13 protein-coding genes are annotated in these 15501 nt (G+C 68.2%); 6 read left to right on the top strand and 7 right to left on the bottom strand.

The window, feature by feature from the left end:
* Positions 1-11 precede the first annotated feature (11 nt).
* Complete coding sequence (gene miaB / locus NF616_RS17935; protein ID WP_252274830.1) at positions 12-1340, bottom strand: tRNA (N6-isopentenyl adenosine(37)-C2)-methylthiotransferase MiaB; 1329 nt, start codon at positions 1338-1340, stop codon at positions 12-14.
* Between the two features lie 126 nt (positions 1341-1466).
* Between miaB and NF616_RS17930 the strand changes: the two genes are divergently transcribed.
* A complete protein-coding gene (locus tag NF616_RS17930; protein WP_252274828.1) occupies positions 1467-1790 on the top strand; it encodes a DUF1820 family protein in 324 nt (107 codons plus the stop codon).
* A gap of 24 nt (positions 1791-1814) precedes the next feature.
* Here NF616_RS17930 and NF616_RS17925 read toward each other — a convergent pair whose 3' ends face one another.
* From NF616_RS17925 to NF616_RS17905, 5 genes are all read right to left on the bottom strand, one after another.
* Positions 1815-2420, bottom strand: coding sequence for a tetratricopeptide repeat protein (locus NF616_RS17925; RefSeq protein ID WP_434091907.1), 606 nt, complete (start codon positions 2418-2420; stop codon positions 1815-1817).
* Positions 2421-2510: 90 nt separating this feature from the next.
* Positions 2511-3140: a DUF6962 family protein gene (locus NF616_RS17920; RefSeq protein WP_252274826.1), complete on the bottom strand. Its 630-nt coding sequence runs from the start codon at positions 3138-3140 to the stop codon at positions 2511-2513.
* A 147-nt stretch (positions 3141-3287) separates the two neighbouring features.
* Positions 3288-4577, bottom strand: a complete 1290-nt coding sequence (gene hemL, locus NF616_RS17915; RefSeq protein ID WP_252274823.1) for a glutamate-1-semialdehyde 2,1-aminomutase — start codon at positions 4575-4577, stop codon at positions 3288-3290.
* A gap of 15 nt (positions 4578-4592) precedes the next feature.
* Positions 4593-5228: a thiamine phosphate synthase gene (thiE, locus tag NF616_RS17910; protein WP_434091906.1), complete on the bottom strand. Its 636-nt coding sequence runs from the start codon at positions 5226-5228 to the stop codon at positions 4593-4595.
* A 10-nt stretch (positions 5229-5238) separates the two neighbouring features.
* Positions 5239-6036 carry a hydroxymethylpyrimidine/phosphomethylpyrimidine kinase gene (locus tag NF616_RS17905; RefSeq protein ID WP_252274820.1) on the bottom strand — a complete coding sequence of 266 codons (798 nt, stop codon included), beginning with the start codon at positions 6034-6036 and terminating at the stop codon, positions 5239-5241.
* 192 nt (positions 6037-6228) lie between these two features.
* Between NF616_RS17905 and NF616_RS17900 the strand changes: the two genes are divergently transcribed.
* The 4 genes from NF616_RS17900 (at position 6229) to NF616_RS17885 (ending at position 11498) form a co-directional block, all read left to right on the top strand.
* Positions 6229-8613: a hybrid sensor histidine kinase/response regulator gene (locus NF616_RS17900; RefSeq protein ID WP_252274818.1), complete on the top strand. Its 2385-nt coding sequence runs from the start codon at positions 6229-6231 to the stop codon at positions 8611-8613.
* Positions 8614-8717: 104 nt separating this feature from the next.
* Positions 8718-9353: a TetR/AcrR family transcriptional regulator gene (locus NF616_RS17895; RefSeq protein WP_252274816.1), complete on the top strand. Its 636-nt coding sequence runs from the start codon at positions 8718-8720 to the stop codon at positions 9351-9353.
* Position 9354: 1 nt separating this feature from the next.
* On the top strand, positions 9355-11004 hold the full coding sequence (locus NF616_RS17890) for an acyl-CoA dehydrogenase family protein (protein ID WP_252274814.1): 1650 nt from the start codon (positions 9355-9357) through the stop codon (positions 11002-11004).
* 62 nt (positions 11005-11066) lie between these two features.
* A complete protein-coding gene (locus NF616_RS17885) occupies positions 11067-11498 on the top strand; it encodes a PaaI family thioesterase (protein WP_252274812.1) in 432 nt (143 codons plus the stop codon).
* 1 nt (position 11499) lies between these two features.
* Here NF616_RS17885 and NF616_RS17880 read toward each other — a convergent pair whose 3' ends face one another.
* Positions 11500-12165 carry a YoaK family protein gene (locus tag NF616_RS17880; RefSeq protein ID WP_252274810.1) on the bottom strand — a complete coding sequence of 222 codons (666 nt, stop codon included), beginning with the start codon at positions 12163-12165 and terminating at the stop codon, positions 11500-11502.
* Between the two features lie 345 nt (positions 12166-12510).
* Between NF616_RS17880 and NF616_RS17875 the strand changes: the two genes are divergently transcribed.
* Positions 12511-15474 (top strand): aminotransferase class III-fold pyridoxal phosphate-dependent enzyme, encoded by a 2964-nt coding sequence (locus NF616_RS17875; RefSeq protein ID WP_252274808.1) that lies wholly within the window; start codon positions 12511-12513, stop codon positions 15472-15474.
* The last annotated feature ends 27 nt before the right edge of the window (positions 15475-15501 follow it).

Here is a 15501-nt window from a genome sequence, read left to right as displayed (position 1 = left end):
CGGACTAGCCGTTAGTCGAGCAGGGTGCCGCGCAGCGAGTGGGGCAGCGCGCCGTCGATGTGCACGTTGACGAACTGGCCGATCAGCGCCGGGTTGTCTGAGCGGAAGTTGACGATGCGGTTGTTCTCGGTGCGGCCCTGGAGCATGCCCGGGTCCTTCTTCGAGTAGTCGCTGACCAGGATGCGCTGGGTGCTGCCGGTCATCTTGTGGCTGATCTCGTAGCCCTGCTGGTGAATGCGGCTCTGCAGGATCTGCAGGCGCTGCTTCTTCACCTCCTCCGGCGTGTCGTCGACCAGGTCCGCCGCCGGGGTGCCCGGGCGCGAGCTGTAGATGAAGGAGAAGGAGAAGTCGAAGCCAACGTCCTCGATCAGCTTCATGGTCTGCTCAAAGTCCTTCTCGGTCTCGCCGGGGAAGCCGACGATGAAGTCCGAGCTGATGCAGATGTCCGGCACCGCCGCCTTCAGCTTGCGGATGCGCGACTTGTATTCGAGCGCCGTGTGGTTGCGCTTCATCGCCGCCAGCACGCGGTCCGAGCCGGACTGAACCGGCAGGTGGAGGAACTTCACCAGCTGCGGGATATCGGCGTGGGCCTGGATGATGGCGTCGGAGAACTCCAGCGGGTGGCTGGTGGTGTAGCGGATGCGCTCGATGCCGTCGATGGTCGCCACCGCGTAGAGCAGGTCGGCGAAATCGGCGATGTCGCCGTCCGGCGTCGCGCCGCGGAAGCCGTTGACATTCTGCCCGAGCAGGGTGACTTCCTTGACGCCTTTCTCGGCGAGCTGGGTGATCTCCAGCAGCACGTCGCCCAGCGGGCGGCTGACTTCCTCGCCGCGGGTATAGGGCACCACGCAGAAGGTGCAGTACTTGCTGCAGCCCTCCATCACCGAAACGAAGGCGCTGGGGCCGTCGACGCGCGGCTCGGGCAGGCGGTCGAACTTCTCGATCTCGGGGAAGCTGATGTCGACCTGGGCCTTCTTGGTGCTACGCGCGGCGTCGATCATTTCCGGCAGGCGGTGCAGGGTCTGCGGGCCGAAGACCACGTCGACGTAGGGCGCGCGGTCGCGGATGGCGGCGCCTTCCTGGCTGGCCACGCAGCCGCCGACGCCGATCACCAGGTTCGGATTCTCCTGCTTCAGCTCGCGCCAGCGGCCCAGCTGGGAGAACACCTTCTCCTGGGCTTTTTCGCGGATCGAGCAGGTATTGAGCAGGATCACGTCGGCTTCCGCCGGATTCTCCGTGACTTCCAGGGCCTGATGTTCGCCCAGCAGGTCGACCATGCGCGAGCTGTCGTACTCGTTCATCTGGCAACCGTGGGTCTCGATATAAAGCTTCTTGGCCATCTGCATACGTCGGGGTGGTTCGAATGGACCGCGCATTATAGGGGGCGACCGGCGGCCTTCCTAGCGTTGCCTGTCCGGCCCCTGTAAGATCGCCGCCCCGTCTGCAGTCGTCCCCGATCTCATTCCATGAGCAAGCGCGAACCCATCTACAAGGTGATCTTCCTCAACCAGGGCCAGGTGTACGAGATGTACGCCAAGCAGATCTATCAGAGCGATCTGTGGGGCTTCTTGGAGGTGGAGGAGTTCGTCTTCGGCGAGCGCACCCAGGTGGTGGTCGATCCCAGCGAGGAGAAGCTCAAGGCGCAGTTCGAGGGCGTGGTGCGCAGCTTCGTGCCGATGCATTCGATCGTGCGCATCGACGAAGTGGAGCGCCTGGGGACACCGAAGATCAGTGAGGCCAAGGGCGGCGGCAACGTGATGCCGTTTCCCATGCCGATGCCGGAGAAGTGACCGCGACGGGCCTCGGGAGCGGGATCAGTTCGGCGCGAAGGCCGGTACCTGCGGGCTGATGCCGCCGCCCGGCGCGCCGGGTGCGGCGGGGAAATCCGGGGAGCCGCTGTCGTCGAGATTCTGCAGCTCCAGCAGATAGCTGCGGAAGATCTGCCCCAGCACCTGGCTGGCCGCCTGCATTTCTTCCCGGCCCATGCGCTCGGCGACCAGGTCGGCATTGTCCATGGCCTCGTCCGAGCCGTTCACCGCCGCCATCTTCAGCACGATATAGGCCTGCACGTTGTTCGCCTGGACGCCTTCGCCCTGGAAGAACATGGTGCCCAGGCGCAGCTGGGCCTGGGCGTTGCCCTGCAGCGAGGACTGTTCGAACCAGTGCAGGGCCTGCGGCAGGTCGCGCGGGGCGCGCTTGCCGTCGTAGTAGAACTCGCCGAGCTCGTACTGGGCCTGGTTGTCGCCCTGTTGCGCGAGTTCCTGGCAGGCGGCCACGGCCTGCGGCAGTTCCTCGGGGGGGAGATTCAGCGAGCAGCGATCCGTGGCCGGCACCAGCAGCGAGTTGTCGCCCGCCTGAGCCAGCAGCGGAGTAGCCAGTAACAGGCAACCGAGAAACAGGGTGCGGCCGGTGCAACTCATGGAAATCGGAACGCCTCGCAGAACGGTCGGGCCTCATGCCCTGCCGGCTGAATGAGCCGGCGATCACATTATGTATAAGCCGGGGCGTCGTTACAAAGTCTTTACCGGGATTTCCTCGCGAGCCGGCATGCGCAGCGTCAGCAGCAGCCAGGCCAGCAGCGGGTAGGCCGGGGCCAGCAGGGCGTGGAACAGATCGACGCGGCGCAGCGGGCCGATGAAGCCCTCGGTGCCCACCGCCAGGCCTGCAACCAGGAACAGGCCGACCACGCCCAGGGCCAGCAGCCCGGGGCGCGGCTGCGGCCAGCGGCTCAGGCCGGCGTACAGGATCAGCAGCAGGGTCACCATGCTGAGCGCCAGGCGATAGTACGGGTCCACGCCGAGCACGCGCGCGCCGATGAACAGGCCGACCAGCCCCACCAGGCAGAGCGTCCAGATCGAGCGGCTCCAGGCCAGCCCGCGCGACAGCGAGAGCGCGGCCAGACCCAGCAGCGGCAGGCCGAGGACGGCGCTGAGCTGGGTGAAGGAGCGGTGCCTGTCGATCCAGCTCGGGTCCAGGCCATAGCGCACCGCGCCGCAGAGCGCCGCCGTGGCGGTCAGGCCAAAGCCCAGCAGCAGAGCGCGCAGCACCGGCTGGCCGGCAAAGACCGGGCGCAGCCAGAGCAGGCTGGCCACGCAGGCCAGCGCCAGAATTCCATCGCTGATCGCGGTGCTGTACTGCATCAATCCAGCTCTCTTTCGTTCATACAGCTTTGTCGGCTTGGCGTTCTGCGTCGCCCTGTCTCCTGCATCCTTGCAGTCGTCGGCTGCGCTGCGCCGCGTCGTCGCGGCTCACTCGCCTTCGCGTTCTATTTCCGAAATGGAGCCGGATCAGGCTTCTTTCAGGGCGGCGAAGGCACGCTCGGCGGCGGCGAAGGTGATCTCCAGCTCCTTGTCGCCGTGGGCGATGGAGGTGAAGCCCGCCTCGAAGGCGCTCGGCGCCAGATACACGCCCCCTTCCAGCATCAGGTGGAAGAACTTGTTGAAGCGCGCCGCGTCGCTGGCCATCACGTCGGCGAAGGTGACGATGTCGTCGGCGCCGCTGAAGTACAGGCCGAACATGGCGCCCGCCTGGGTGGTGACGAAGGGGATGCCGGCGGCATCGGCGCGCTCCTGCAGGCCGGCCAGCATGCGGCTGGTGAACTCGGAGAGCTCGGCGTGGAAGCCCGGGCGGCTGATCAGCTTGAGGGTGGTCAGGCCGGCGGCCATGGCCAGCGGATTACCGGACAGGGTGCCGGCCTGGTAGACCGGGCCGAGCGGAGCGATGCATTCCATGATCGCGCGCTTGCCGCCGAAGCAGCCGACGGGCATGCCGCCGCCGACGATCTTGCCGAAGGTCGACAGGTCCGGCACCACGCCGTAGTGGGCCTGGGCGCCGCCGAGGGCGACGCGGAAGCCGGTCATCACCTCGTCGAAGATCAGCACCACGCCGTGCTTGTCGCACTGCTCGCGCAGGCCCTCGAGGAAGCCGGGTGCCGGCGGCACGCAGTTCATGTTGCCGGCCACCGGCTCGACGATGATGCAGGCGACGGAAGAGCCGACTTCGGCCAGGGTCTTCTCGACGGCAGCCAGGTCGTTGTAGGGCAGGGTCAGGGTGTGCTTGGCGAAGTCCGCCGGCACGCCGGCCGAGCTGGGCACGCCCTGGGTCAGCAGGCCGGAGCCGGCCTTCACCAGCAGGCTGTCGGAGTGGCCGTGGTAGCAGCCCTCGAACTTGATGATCGCGTCGCGGCCGGTGTGGCCGCGGGCCAGGCGAATGGCGCTCATGGTCGCCTCGGTGCCGGAGCTGACCATGCGCACCAGCTCCATGGACGGCACGATGGAGCAGACCAGCTCGGCCATCTCCACTTCCAGCGCGGTCGGTGCGCCGTAGGACAGGCCGTGCTCCAGCTGCTTGCGCACCGCGTCCAGCACTTGCGGGTGGGCGTGGCCGAGGATCATCGGGCCCCAGGAGCCGACGTAGTCGACGTAGCGCTTGTCATCCTCGTCGACCACATAGGCGCCTTCGGCGTGCTTGAAGAACAGCGGCGTGCCGCCGACGCTGCGGAAGGCGCGCACCGGCGAGTTGACGCCGCCGGGGATGTGTTTCTGGGCGTTGGCGAACAGGGTCTCGGAGCGGGACATGGCGGGCCTCTCGAATCAGGGAGTGGGGAACAGTGCGCTGAAGGCGCGGGCGCGGGCTTCCACCTCGGCGGCGGAGGGCGCGGAGAACAGGGCGTGGATCACTGCCAGCAGGTCGGCGCCGCGGGCGATCAGCTCGGCGCCGTTATCCAGGCTGACGCCGCCGATGGCGGTGATCGGCAGGGCGAAGCGGGCGCGCGCCTGGTCCAGCAGCTCGGGCGTGGCACTCGGCGCGCCGGGCTTGGTCTGCGAAGTGAAGAAGCGGCCGAAGGCGATGTAGCTGGCGCCTTCGCGTGCGGCCTGCTCGGCCAGCTCCAGGCTGGCGTGGCAGGTGCCGCCGATGATCGCGCGCGGGCCGAGCAGGGCGCGGGCGGCGGCCAGCGAGCCATCGCCCTGGCCCAGGTGCAGGCCGACGCCCAGGCGCGCGGCCAGCTCGGCGTCGTCGTTGATGATCAGGTCGGCGCCGTGGCGGGCGCACAGCTCGGCCAAGGCCTCGGCCTCGCGCAGGCGGCGGGCGGTATCGGCGGATTTGTCGCGGTACTGCAGCAGGCGCGCGCCGCCTCTCAGCGCCGCCTCCACGTAGGGCAGCAGGCGACCGCCTTTCAGCAACTGGCTGTCGGTGATCGCGTAGAGGCCGCGCAGGGGCTTGCTCACGGACGACCTTTCACAAGGAGAAGTCCAGCGGCAGGCGCCGTGGCACGAACTGGCCGCGGCCGGGCTGTTCGGCGTCGCGCAGGGTGCGCCAGGTGTAGTCCAGGGCCGAGCGCACGGCGCTGACCACTTCCTCGCCCAGGGCCAGGCGGCCGGCCAGGGTGCTGGCCAGGGTGCAGCCGGAGCCGTGGTAGCTGCCCGGCAGGCGGGCGCAGGTGAAGGTGTGGCGATCGCCGCCGCGCACGTAGAGACGATTGTGCACTTCGGCCTCGTCGCCATGGCCGCCGGTGATCAGCAGGTTCTGGCAGAAGGGCGAGAGCCTCTCGGCGCATTCGTCCGGCGTGCCCTCGGGCAGTTCGGCGAGGATGCGTGCTTCCGGCAGATTCGGCGTGGCGGCCGCGGCGATCGGCAGCAGGCGTTCGCGCATGGCGTAGCCGACGTCGTCCTTGCCCAGCGAGCCGCCGCCGCCGGCGCGCAGCACCGGGTCGCACACCAGCGGGACGCCGGGCAGCAGCTGCATGATCTCGACCACGGTGTCGACCATCTGCACCGAGCCGAGCATGCCCAGCTTGACGGCCGCCACCGGCAGGTCGGCGATGATGGCGCGGGCCTGGGCAAGCACCCAGTCGCGGTCGAGCACGCGGAAGTCGGCGACGTCGACCGTGTCCTGCACGGTCAGGGCGGTCACCGCCGGAGCGGCGTGGCAACCCTGGGCGAGCAGGGCTTCGATGTCCGCCTGCAGGCCGGCACCCCCGGAGGGATCATGGCCGGACAGGCAAAGGACGACGGGGCGGGAGTTGTGTCTGTTCATGGCCGGCGAGCTTACCACCTGGCGGCCGGGTGGCCCACTCGCCGCGGCGTGACAACTTGTCCGCGCGGACGGCTTTTCCACCCGGTCGCTGTGCTAGAGTGCCGTTCATACCAATCAGAAGGGATCTGTGCGCCGCCCCTCCGGGAAGATGAGGGCTTCCGGGCGGTTGCACGCGAATCCGTGCGGGGCTGCATGCGTGTCTTTCTATTCCTGACGTTATTCGTGTGGAGCTGCCTGGCTCAGGCCGCCACCTTCGACGAGCACACTCGCTATCTCACCCTCGGCCCGCAGATGCAGGTGTTCGAGGACGTGCGCGGCGACGCGACCATCGAACAGGTCAGCTCGTCGGCCCTGAACGCCAGCTTCCGCACCAATGGCAAGTCCGTGCTCAACGCCGGCTATTCGCGCTCGGTGTTCTGGCTGCGGATCGACCTCGAGTACCGACCCAGCCGCGACACCGGCCCGCGTGACTGGCTGCTGGAGCTGGCCTACCCGCCGCTCGACCTGCTCGAACTGTACGTGCCGGAGGGCGACGGCTACCGCCTGGCCAGCCGCACCGGCGACTCGCTGCCGTTCGCCAGCCGCGAGATCAAGCAGAACAACTACCTGTTCAACCTCGAGCTGCACCCGGGGCAGGCCAGGCGCGTCTACCTGCGCGCGCAGAGCCAGGGCTCGATGCAGATGCCCCTCGGGCTGTGGGCCACCGACGCCTTCATCGAGGCGCAGCCGGCGCGCATCTACACGCTCGGCGTCATCTACGGCGTGCTGCTGGTGATGCTGATCTACAACCTGTTCATCTTCCTCGCCGTCCGCGACACCAGCTACCTCTACTACATCCTCTACATCGCCTCCTTCGGCCTGTACCAGATCTCGGTCAACGGCGCCGGCGTGCAATACCTGTGGCCGGATGACCCCTGGTGGGCCAACGCCTCCACGCCTTTCCTGATCGGCGCCTCGGTACTGTTCGGCTGCCAGTTCGCCCGCAGCTTCCTGCACACCGGCGAGCACAGCCCCTGGGTCGACCGCCTGCTGCGCCTGCTGATGGCGGTCGGCGCCCTGGCGATGGTGCTGGCGCTGACCAGCAGCTACGCCACCGCGCTGCGCCTGGCCACCAGCCTGGCGCTGGCCTTCACCGTGGTGATCTTTAGCGCCGGCATCCTCGCCTGGCTGCGCGGCATGCGCGTGGCGCGCTACTTCATCATCGCCTGGACCGCGTTCCTCGCCGGCGGGGTGATCAACACCCTGATGGTGCTGGGCTTCCTGCCGTACACCTACTTCACCATGTACGCCAGCCAGTTCGGTTCGGCACTGGAGGTCGGGCTGCTGTCCCTGGCCCTGGCCGACCGCATCAACGCGATGAAGGAGGAGCGCGCGCGCATTCTCCAGGAGGCCGGCCGCGAGCTGGAGGTGCTGAACCGCGAGCTGGCCGACAGCAACCGGCTCAAGGACGAATTCCTCGCCACCGTCACCCACGAGCTGCGCACGCCGATGAACGGGGTGATCGGCTCCCTGGAGCTGATGCAGACGGTGAAGATGGACGTGGAGCTGGAGCAGTACCAGCGCACCGCCGCCACCTCGGCGCGCGACATGATGCGCATGGTCAACGACATCCTCGCCCTTACCGAACTGCAGGCCGGCAAACTCTACCCGCGGCGCGAGCCGTTCAGCCTGCGCGGCCTGATCGACGGCCTGCGCGTGCAGTACGCGGGCCGCGCCGCCGAGCGTGGCCTGAGCTTCCGCGTCGAGCTGGAAGACAGCCTGCCCGATACCCTGGAAGGCGACGCCGCCAAGCTGGCCCAGGCCATGGGCTACCTGCTGGACAACGCCATCAAGTTCACCCACCAGGGCGGCGTGGTGCTGCGCGTGGCCGCCGCCGGGCCGCTGGCCGGCAGCATGCCGCTGCGCCTGGAAGTGCAGGACAGCGGCATCGGCTTCGTCACCCCCGAGGGCGGCAAGCTGTACCAGCGCTTCCGCCAGCTCGACGGCTCCATGACCCGGCAATACGGCGGCCTCGGCATCGGCCTGGCGATCTGCCGGCAGCTCGTGCAGCTGCTCGGCGGCACCCTGCAGCACCAGTCCCAGCCGGGACACGGCAGCGCCTTCGCCATCACCGTCGAACTCGACCTGCCGGCGCAGCTGCCGACCGCCGCGCCCACGCCGGGGCGCAGCGGTGGTCAGCCGCAGCGGCGGGCTGAGCAGTGCACGGTGCTGATCGTCGAGGACAACCCGATCAACCAGCTGGTGACCCGCGGCATGCTGCTCAAGCTCGGCTACCGGGTGCGCACCGCCGACAATGGCGCCGAAGCCCTGGAGGTGCTGGGCAACGAGCCGGTCGACGCGGTGCTGCTGGACTGCCAGATGCCGGTGATGGACGGCTTCGCCACCTGCCGCGCCCTGCGCAACCTGCCCGGCTGCGCCGACACGCCGGTACTGGCGATCACCGCCCACAGCCACAGCGGCGACCGCGAACGCTGCCTGGCCGCCGGCATGAGCGACTACATGGCCAAGCCGGTGAAGTTCCTCGAGCTGCAATCGCTGCTGCACGACTGGGTGCTGTGTCGCGCGCCTGACGCCTGATTTCGGAGTGCAACGCTTCGGCCGGACAAATGGCCGAATCGTCGTTTCCGCCAAGCTGTGAATCATGATTCACTGAGTCGAATTCATGAACACGGATTCAGCTCATGGTCTACCGCGTCACCGCTGCCCGCCTCGATCGCGCCCAGGAACAGCGCGAGCGCATCCTTGCCTGCGCCCACGTCCGCGTCGCCGAAGGTGGCTTCGCCAGCCTGACCATGCAGGCCCTGGCCGAAGACGCCGGCATCGCCACCGGCAGCCTGTATCGCCATTTCAGCGGCAAGGGTGAGCTGGCCGCCGAGGTCTTCAGCAATGCCTGCCGGGTCGAGGTCGATGCCCTCGCCGAGGTCCTGCGGGGGCCCGGCAGTGCGTCCGCCCGTTTGTCCGCCGGCCTGGAGCAGTTCGCCGCTCGCGCCTGGCACAGCCGACGCCTGGCCTTCGCGCTGATCGCGGAGCCGGTGGAGCCGGAGGTGGATGAGCAGCGCCTGCTGTTCCGCGAAGCCTATGCCGAGCTGTTCGTCGATCTGCTCGAAGAGGGCGTGCGCGCCGGCGAATTCCGCATCACCCAGATCAACCTGGTCGCCGCCTGCCTGGTCGGCGCGATCGCCGAAGCCTTGGTCGGACCGCTCTCGCCACCGGCCCGCGCGGCCCGCGACGCCGGCCTGCCGGCGGCGGACCTGGCCACCGTCAGCCAAACCCTGGTCACCTTCTGCCTGCGCGCCGTCGGCGCCCCGGAGTCCTGAGATGTCCCTGCAGTCATTCGCCGAAACCCACGAAGTGTTCAACCAGGTGCCGACGCTGGACGGCGCCAACCTGTACTGCGTCGACCTGCCGCTGCAGGAATGGACCCGACGCTTCGGCGGCGGCTGGGCCGAGGACAGGCTGAGCGCCTACGGCGCCCTGGCTGGCGGCCCGCTGATGCAGGCCGGTTTCCTGGCCAACGAGCACAAGCCGCAGTTCAAGAGCCACGACCGCTACGGCAATCGCATCGACCTGGTGGAGTTCCATCCGGCCTACCACGAGCTGATGCGCACGGCCGTCGAACACGGCCTGCCGTCGCTGCCTTGGGTCGACCCGCGCGCCGGTGCCCATGTCGCCCGCGCCGGCCTCACCTACCTGCACAGCCAGGCCGAGGCCGCCAGCGGCTGCCCGCTGACCATGACCTTCGCCGCCGTGCCGGCCCTGCGCCTGCAGCCGGAGATCGCCGACGTCTGGGTGCCGAAGATCCTCGCCACCGAGTACGACCCGCGCAACCTCGGCATCGAACAGAAGGCCGGCGTCACCATCGGCATGGCCATGACCGAGAAGCAGGGCGGCACCGACGTGCGCGCCAACACCACCCGCGCCTACCCGGTGGGCATCGGCGGCCCGGGCCAGGCCTACGAGCTGGTCGGCCACAAGTGGTTCTGCTCGGCGCCGATGTGCGACGCCTTTCTGACCCTGGCGCAGACCGACAAGGGCCTGTCCTGCTTCCTGCTGCCGCGCCACCGCCCGGACGGCACGCGCAACGAGTTCTATGTGCAGCGCCTGAAGAACAAGCTGGGCAACTGGGCCAACGCCTCCAGCGAGGTGGAATACCGTGGCGCCCTGGCCTGGATGATCGGCGAGGAGGGCCGCGGCGTGCCGACCATCATCGAGATGGTGGCCATGACCCGCTTCGACTGCATGGTCGGCTCCAGCAGCCTGATGCGCCAGGCCCTGACCCAGGCCGCGCACCACTGCGCGCACCGCAAGGTCGGCGGCAAGGTCCTGGCCGACCAGCCGCTGATGCAGAACGTGCTGGCCGATCTGGCGCTGGAGAGCGAGGCCGCCCTGGCCCTGTCCATGCGCATGGGCCGCGCCCTCGATCACCTGCACGATGAGCGGGAAGACAAGTTCGCCCGCCTGGTCACCGCCATCGGCAAGTACTGGATCTGCAAGCGCGCGCCGGAGATGGTCTACGAGGCCAGCGAGTGCATGGGCGGCGCCGGCTATGTCGAGGAGACCATCCTGCCGCGACTTTACCGCGAGGCTCCGGTCAACTCGATCTGGGAGGGCTCGGGCAACGTGCAGTGCCTGGACGTGTTGCGCGCCCTGTCCAAGGAGGCCGGGGTGCTCGACGCGCTGTTCGCCGAGCTGGGCGACGGCCACGGCGACGCGCGCCTTCAGGCGCATATCCAGCGCCTGAAGGCCGACTTCGCCGATACCGCCGACATCCAGTACCGCGCCCGGCAACTGACCGAGGACGTAGCCGTCGGCCTGCAGGCCAAGCTGTTGCTGGAGGCCGGCAACAGCGTGGTCAGCGATGCCTTTATCGCCAGCCGCCTGGAGGGCCGCGGCCGGGTCTACGGCACCCTGCCGCGTGGCGTCGACGTCGAGGCGCTGGTGGCGCGCAGCACGCCGCACCTGGCCTGATCCGCTTCGCCCCGCGCCGCTTCGGCCGCGGGGTCATCCAGAAACAAGAAAAGGACATCGCTATGCAGGCCCATCCGCGTTACCGCGAGCTGGTCGAACAGGGCTTCGCCGCCGCCAACTTCATTCAGGACCTGGGCATCCGCCTGCTCGACTGCGGCCCGGGCTGGGTCGAGGCCGAGCTGGACGTGCTGCCGCGTCATCTGCAGCAGAACGGCTATATCCACGCCGGCGTGCAGACCACCCTGGCCGACCATGCCGCCGGCGGCGCGGCCGCCACCCTGCTGGCCGACGGCTGCACCGTGCTGACGCTGGAATTCAAGGTCAACCTGCTGCGCCCGGCGCGCAGCGAGCGCCTTCTGTGCCGCGCCGAAGTGCTCAAGGCCGGGCGTCAAGCGACCGTGGTCGAGTCCGAAGTGTTCGGCTACGAGAAGGGCGAGCGGCGCTTGTACAGCAAGGCCAGCGTGACCCTGGCGGTGGTCGAGATCCCCGCCTGAATCAGGCCGGCTGCCGGCGCTGTCGATAGATCAGATATACCAGCGCCAGCAGCGCGGTCAAGCCCGCCGGGCCAAGCAGGGCGCGGTAGTGCCAGTCGGCGTAGCCGAGCGCACCCAGTACGCCGCCGCCGATGAAACCGCCGATCAGAATCAGGTACAGCAGGATGCGTCGGCGGTCCGCCGGCTGCCCGCGCAACTTCAGGCCGAGCATGATGCCCAGGTCGGTGAACAGCCCGGTGACGTGGGTGGTACGCACCACCGCGCCACTGTAGGTGCTGGTCATGGCGTTCTGCAGGCCGCAGGCGGCCGAGGCCAGGTAGTGGCCGAGGTCGCTGCCGCGCTCCAGCATCGCCATCGCCAGCAGCAGGACCAGGCTCTCGGCCAGCAGCGCGACGCCATAGCGGCGGCCGAGCTTGAGCGACTGGTTGCCGATCACGCAGCCGCTGACGGCGGCGCCGAGCACGAAGCTGAGCAGGATCAGCAGCAGGTGCACGGCAGCCCCCGGCTCGCCCTGGGCCAGCTCGACACCGAGCAGGCTGGAACTGCCGGACAGGTGCGATACGCCCTGGTGGTTGAAGCCGAGCAGGGCAATGGCGTTGACGCTGCCGGCGATCAGCGCCAGGCAGAAGCCGCCGACCTCCACCCAGCGTGGCAGTTGATTGATCACGTGTGACGTCTCCCCCGGTGCCCGATCCCGTCGTTATGCCCGAAGCGGTGCGGCAGTGCCATGCGGCGAAGGGAGGTATCGCCGCGGCTATCGGGGAACTGGGCGGTGCTCCGGTGATCCGATCACCGTCGATAGTGATCCGTGTATCGGTTCGGGCCTGGCGCTTTCGGGTGTTTGTGACACCGCCCTCAATCGGGGCAATAAAGCGACGGCCTTTCCATGAACCTCGCCTTAGATAAGAGACGTACCAGTCAGGCGCTTGTTTGAATGCCCAGGGTGTTCTCGCAGGCCATTCGTCACGGTCTCGCCCGCATGGGCCGCGACCGTCAGGAAGGGAGATGCCCCATGTCTGTCGTCCAGGTGCCGTCGTTCCCCGCGCTCGACAATCGCGCGGATTACCAACGCTTCGTCAGGCCGCTCACCGGCCGCCTGCTCAACTGCCTGCGTCTGGACGTGGAATACGTCTTCGGTGAAGGCGACTTCCTGGAGTATTACGACGAGCGCGGCGAGCGGGTCCGCGTCTACGACTTCCTCGGCGGCTACGGCGCGCTGATCTTCGGCCACAACCATCCGCAGTTGGTGGAGACCGCCGTCGAACTCCTGCGATCCGGTCGGCCGTTCGCCGTCCAGGCCAGCCTGCGCGGGCATACCGCCCAGCTCGGACGCAAGCTCAACGACATGCTGTCCGCCCGTCTGGGTGGCGAGTTCGTCAGCACCCTGGCCAACAGCGGAACCGAGGCCGTGGAGGCGGCGCTCAAGCACGCCCAACTGGCCCATCGCAATCGCAAGCAGCAGTTGCTCGACGCCGCGGAATCGCGGCTGCTGAAGCTGCGCAACAATCGTTCCCCGGATCGCCTGCCGGTGGCCGATGATTCGGTGCGCCTGTTGAAGGAGCTGGCGGGGGAGCGGGTCGACACCTTCGCCGAGGCGGTGGCCGTCGTGCGCCGACTCAACCGGGAGCGCTTCCTCGAAGCGCGCGCCTGTTTCTGCTGCCTGCACAAGTCCTACCACGGCAAGACTGCCGGCGCGGTGAACCTCACCGAAAACGAAATGTACCGCTCGGCCTTCGTCTCCCTAGGTCCGCAGGTGATCTTCGTCGACCGCGACGACCCCGTCGACTTCCAGCAGCAGGCACGGCTGCGTAGGCTGAGCTACTACAGCGTCGGCCTCGACGCCGAGGACCGGGCGGTGGTCGAGGCCCACGATATCTGCAACATCGCCGCATTGTTCGTCGAGCCCATCCAGGGCGAGGGTGGTATCCATGTCCTCGGCGTCGATTACCTGCGCCAGCTGCGGCGGAGCTGCGACGAGCAAGGCATCCCCCTGGTCTTCGACGAGATCCAGAGCGGCATGGGGCGCACCGGCCGCTTCCTCGCTTCCGAGGCCAGTGGCGTCGCCGCCGATTATTACCTGCTGTCGAAGAGCCTCGGCGGCGGCCTGGCGAAGATCGCCAGCGTCAGCATCGCCCGCGACTGCTTCGAGGAGGAGTTCAGCCTGATCCACACCTCGACCTTCGCCGAGGACGACTTCAGCTCGGGCATCGCGCTGCGCTGCCTGCAACTGCTGGACGAGGAGCCGGGGATCATGCGCGCCTGCGCCGAGGTCGGCGACGAGATCAAGGGCGCGCTGCTCTCGCTCAAGCAGCGTTTCCCCGAGGTGGTGAAGGATGTGCGGGGCGAGGGCCTGATGCTGGCGCTCGAGTTCGTCGACCAGCGCCAGGCCGAGTCGCCCGGCCTGCGAACCCTGGCCAGCAGCGATCTCATCGGCTTCGTCTACGCCGGCTATCTGCTGCACGAGCATCGCATTCGTGTGGCGCCGCTGCTGTCGAACAACAACGTGCTGCGCTTCGAGCCGGCCGCCTGCGTCAGCGCCGTGGCTCGGCGAAGCCTGTATGCCGCTCTGGAACGGCTGTGCCTGATTCTGCTGCACGGCAATTTCTACGAACTGGTGAAGTACATCGCCGACCTCGCTACGCCACTGGCCCACGGCGAGATCGAGGATTTTCGCGGCCGCTACTTCATCACGCCCGGCGACGGCGTGGAGCGCAGCATCGGCTTCCTCATGCACTTCGTCGATGCCAGCAACATGCACCTCTTCGACCACAGCTGCCGGCGCTTCAGCCTGGCACAGGTCGAGGCGCTGCTGGAGCGCTGCTACCCGTACCTCAAGCCCTTCTACATGCGCGCGCAGACGCTGTATTCGAAGACCGGCAAGAAGGTCCGCATGCAGTCCATCGGCGTGCCCATCACCTCGGCGCTGATCCAGAAGCACATGCAGGAGCGCGACCTGCAGACCCTGGTGGAACTGACCGAGGCCGCCATCGACAAGGCCGTGGAGGAGGGGTGCGAGATCGTCGGTTTCGGCGGCTTCACCTCGATCATCATGCAGAACTGCAAGGCGGTGCGGCACGACAACCTGGCGGTCACCACCGGCAACTCGCTGACCATCGGCATGGGCTACGAAGCCTTGCTGAAAGCTGCGGCCGAGGCCGCTATCGATCTGCAGTCGGCCTGCTTCGCCGCCCTCGGTGCCAACGGCAACATCGGCGCGGTGTACAGCGAACTGATGGCCGAGAAGGTGCCGCGCCTGATCCTGATCGGCCGCCCGGGGCGCGAACGCGCGCTGGAGACACTGGCGACGAAGATCTATGCCAACGCCTTCCAGGCCCTGCGGGATCACCTGGCGGCCGGGGGCGCGTCCGACGTTTTGCGGCAATCGCATGCCCTGGCCGCGCGCATCGCCGACACCCAGACGGTGCACCGGCTGCTCGCCGCACTGCCGGCGAGCGACGAACGGCTGGGACGCGATCTGCACCTCGGCCTTCAGCAGGAATGCGGCGAGCACGCCCCCATCCGCATCTCCACCGATCCTGCCGATATGCGCCGGGCCAACCTCATTCTCGGCGCGAGCAGCCAGGCCGGGACGCTGATCTTTCCCGAACACCTGGGCGACGGGCCGGTGATCATCTGCGACGTTGCGCTGCCCGCCGACACCGATCCGTCCGTACGCGAACGCCGGCCCGACGTGACCGTGATCAAGGGCGGCCTGGTCCGTGTGCCCCCGGTGCCTGCCCAGGTGGCGCGGGACAACGCGCACACCGGCGCGCGCGACTTTCTGTTGGAGGGCCTGCCGCTGCCGCCGGACCATGTGTTCGCCTGCATGGCCGAAACCATCCTGATGGGCCTCACCGGCGTCACCAGCGATTACAGCAAGGGCGATGTGCGCAAGGAGCGGGTGGTGGAGATGCTCGAACTGGCCAGGCTGCATGGCTTCGAGCTGGGTGATCTGAAGATGAGCCGCAGCTTCTAGCGCCGACGGCCGGTGGGTTCAGCCCGG

This window comes from Pseudomonas subflava (assembly GCF_023823685.1).
Taxonomy (GTDB): Bacteria; Pseudomonadota; Gammaproteobacteria; order Pseudomonadales; family Pseudomonadaceae; genus Aquipseudomonas; species Aquipseudomonas subflava.
Note: the sequence above shows the minus strand (reverse complement) of the source record. Positions and strands in the feature narration are given on the sequence as shown.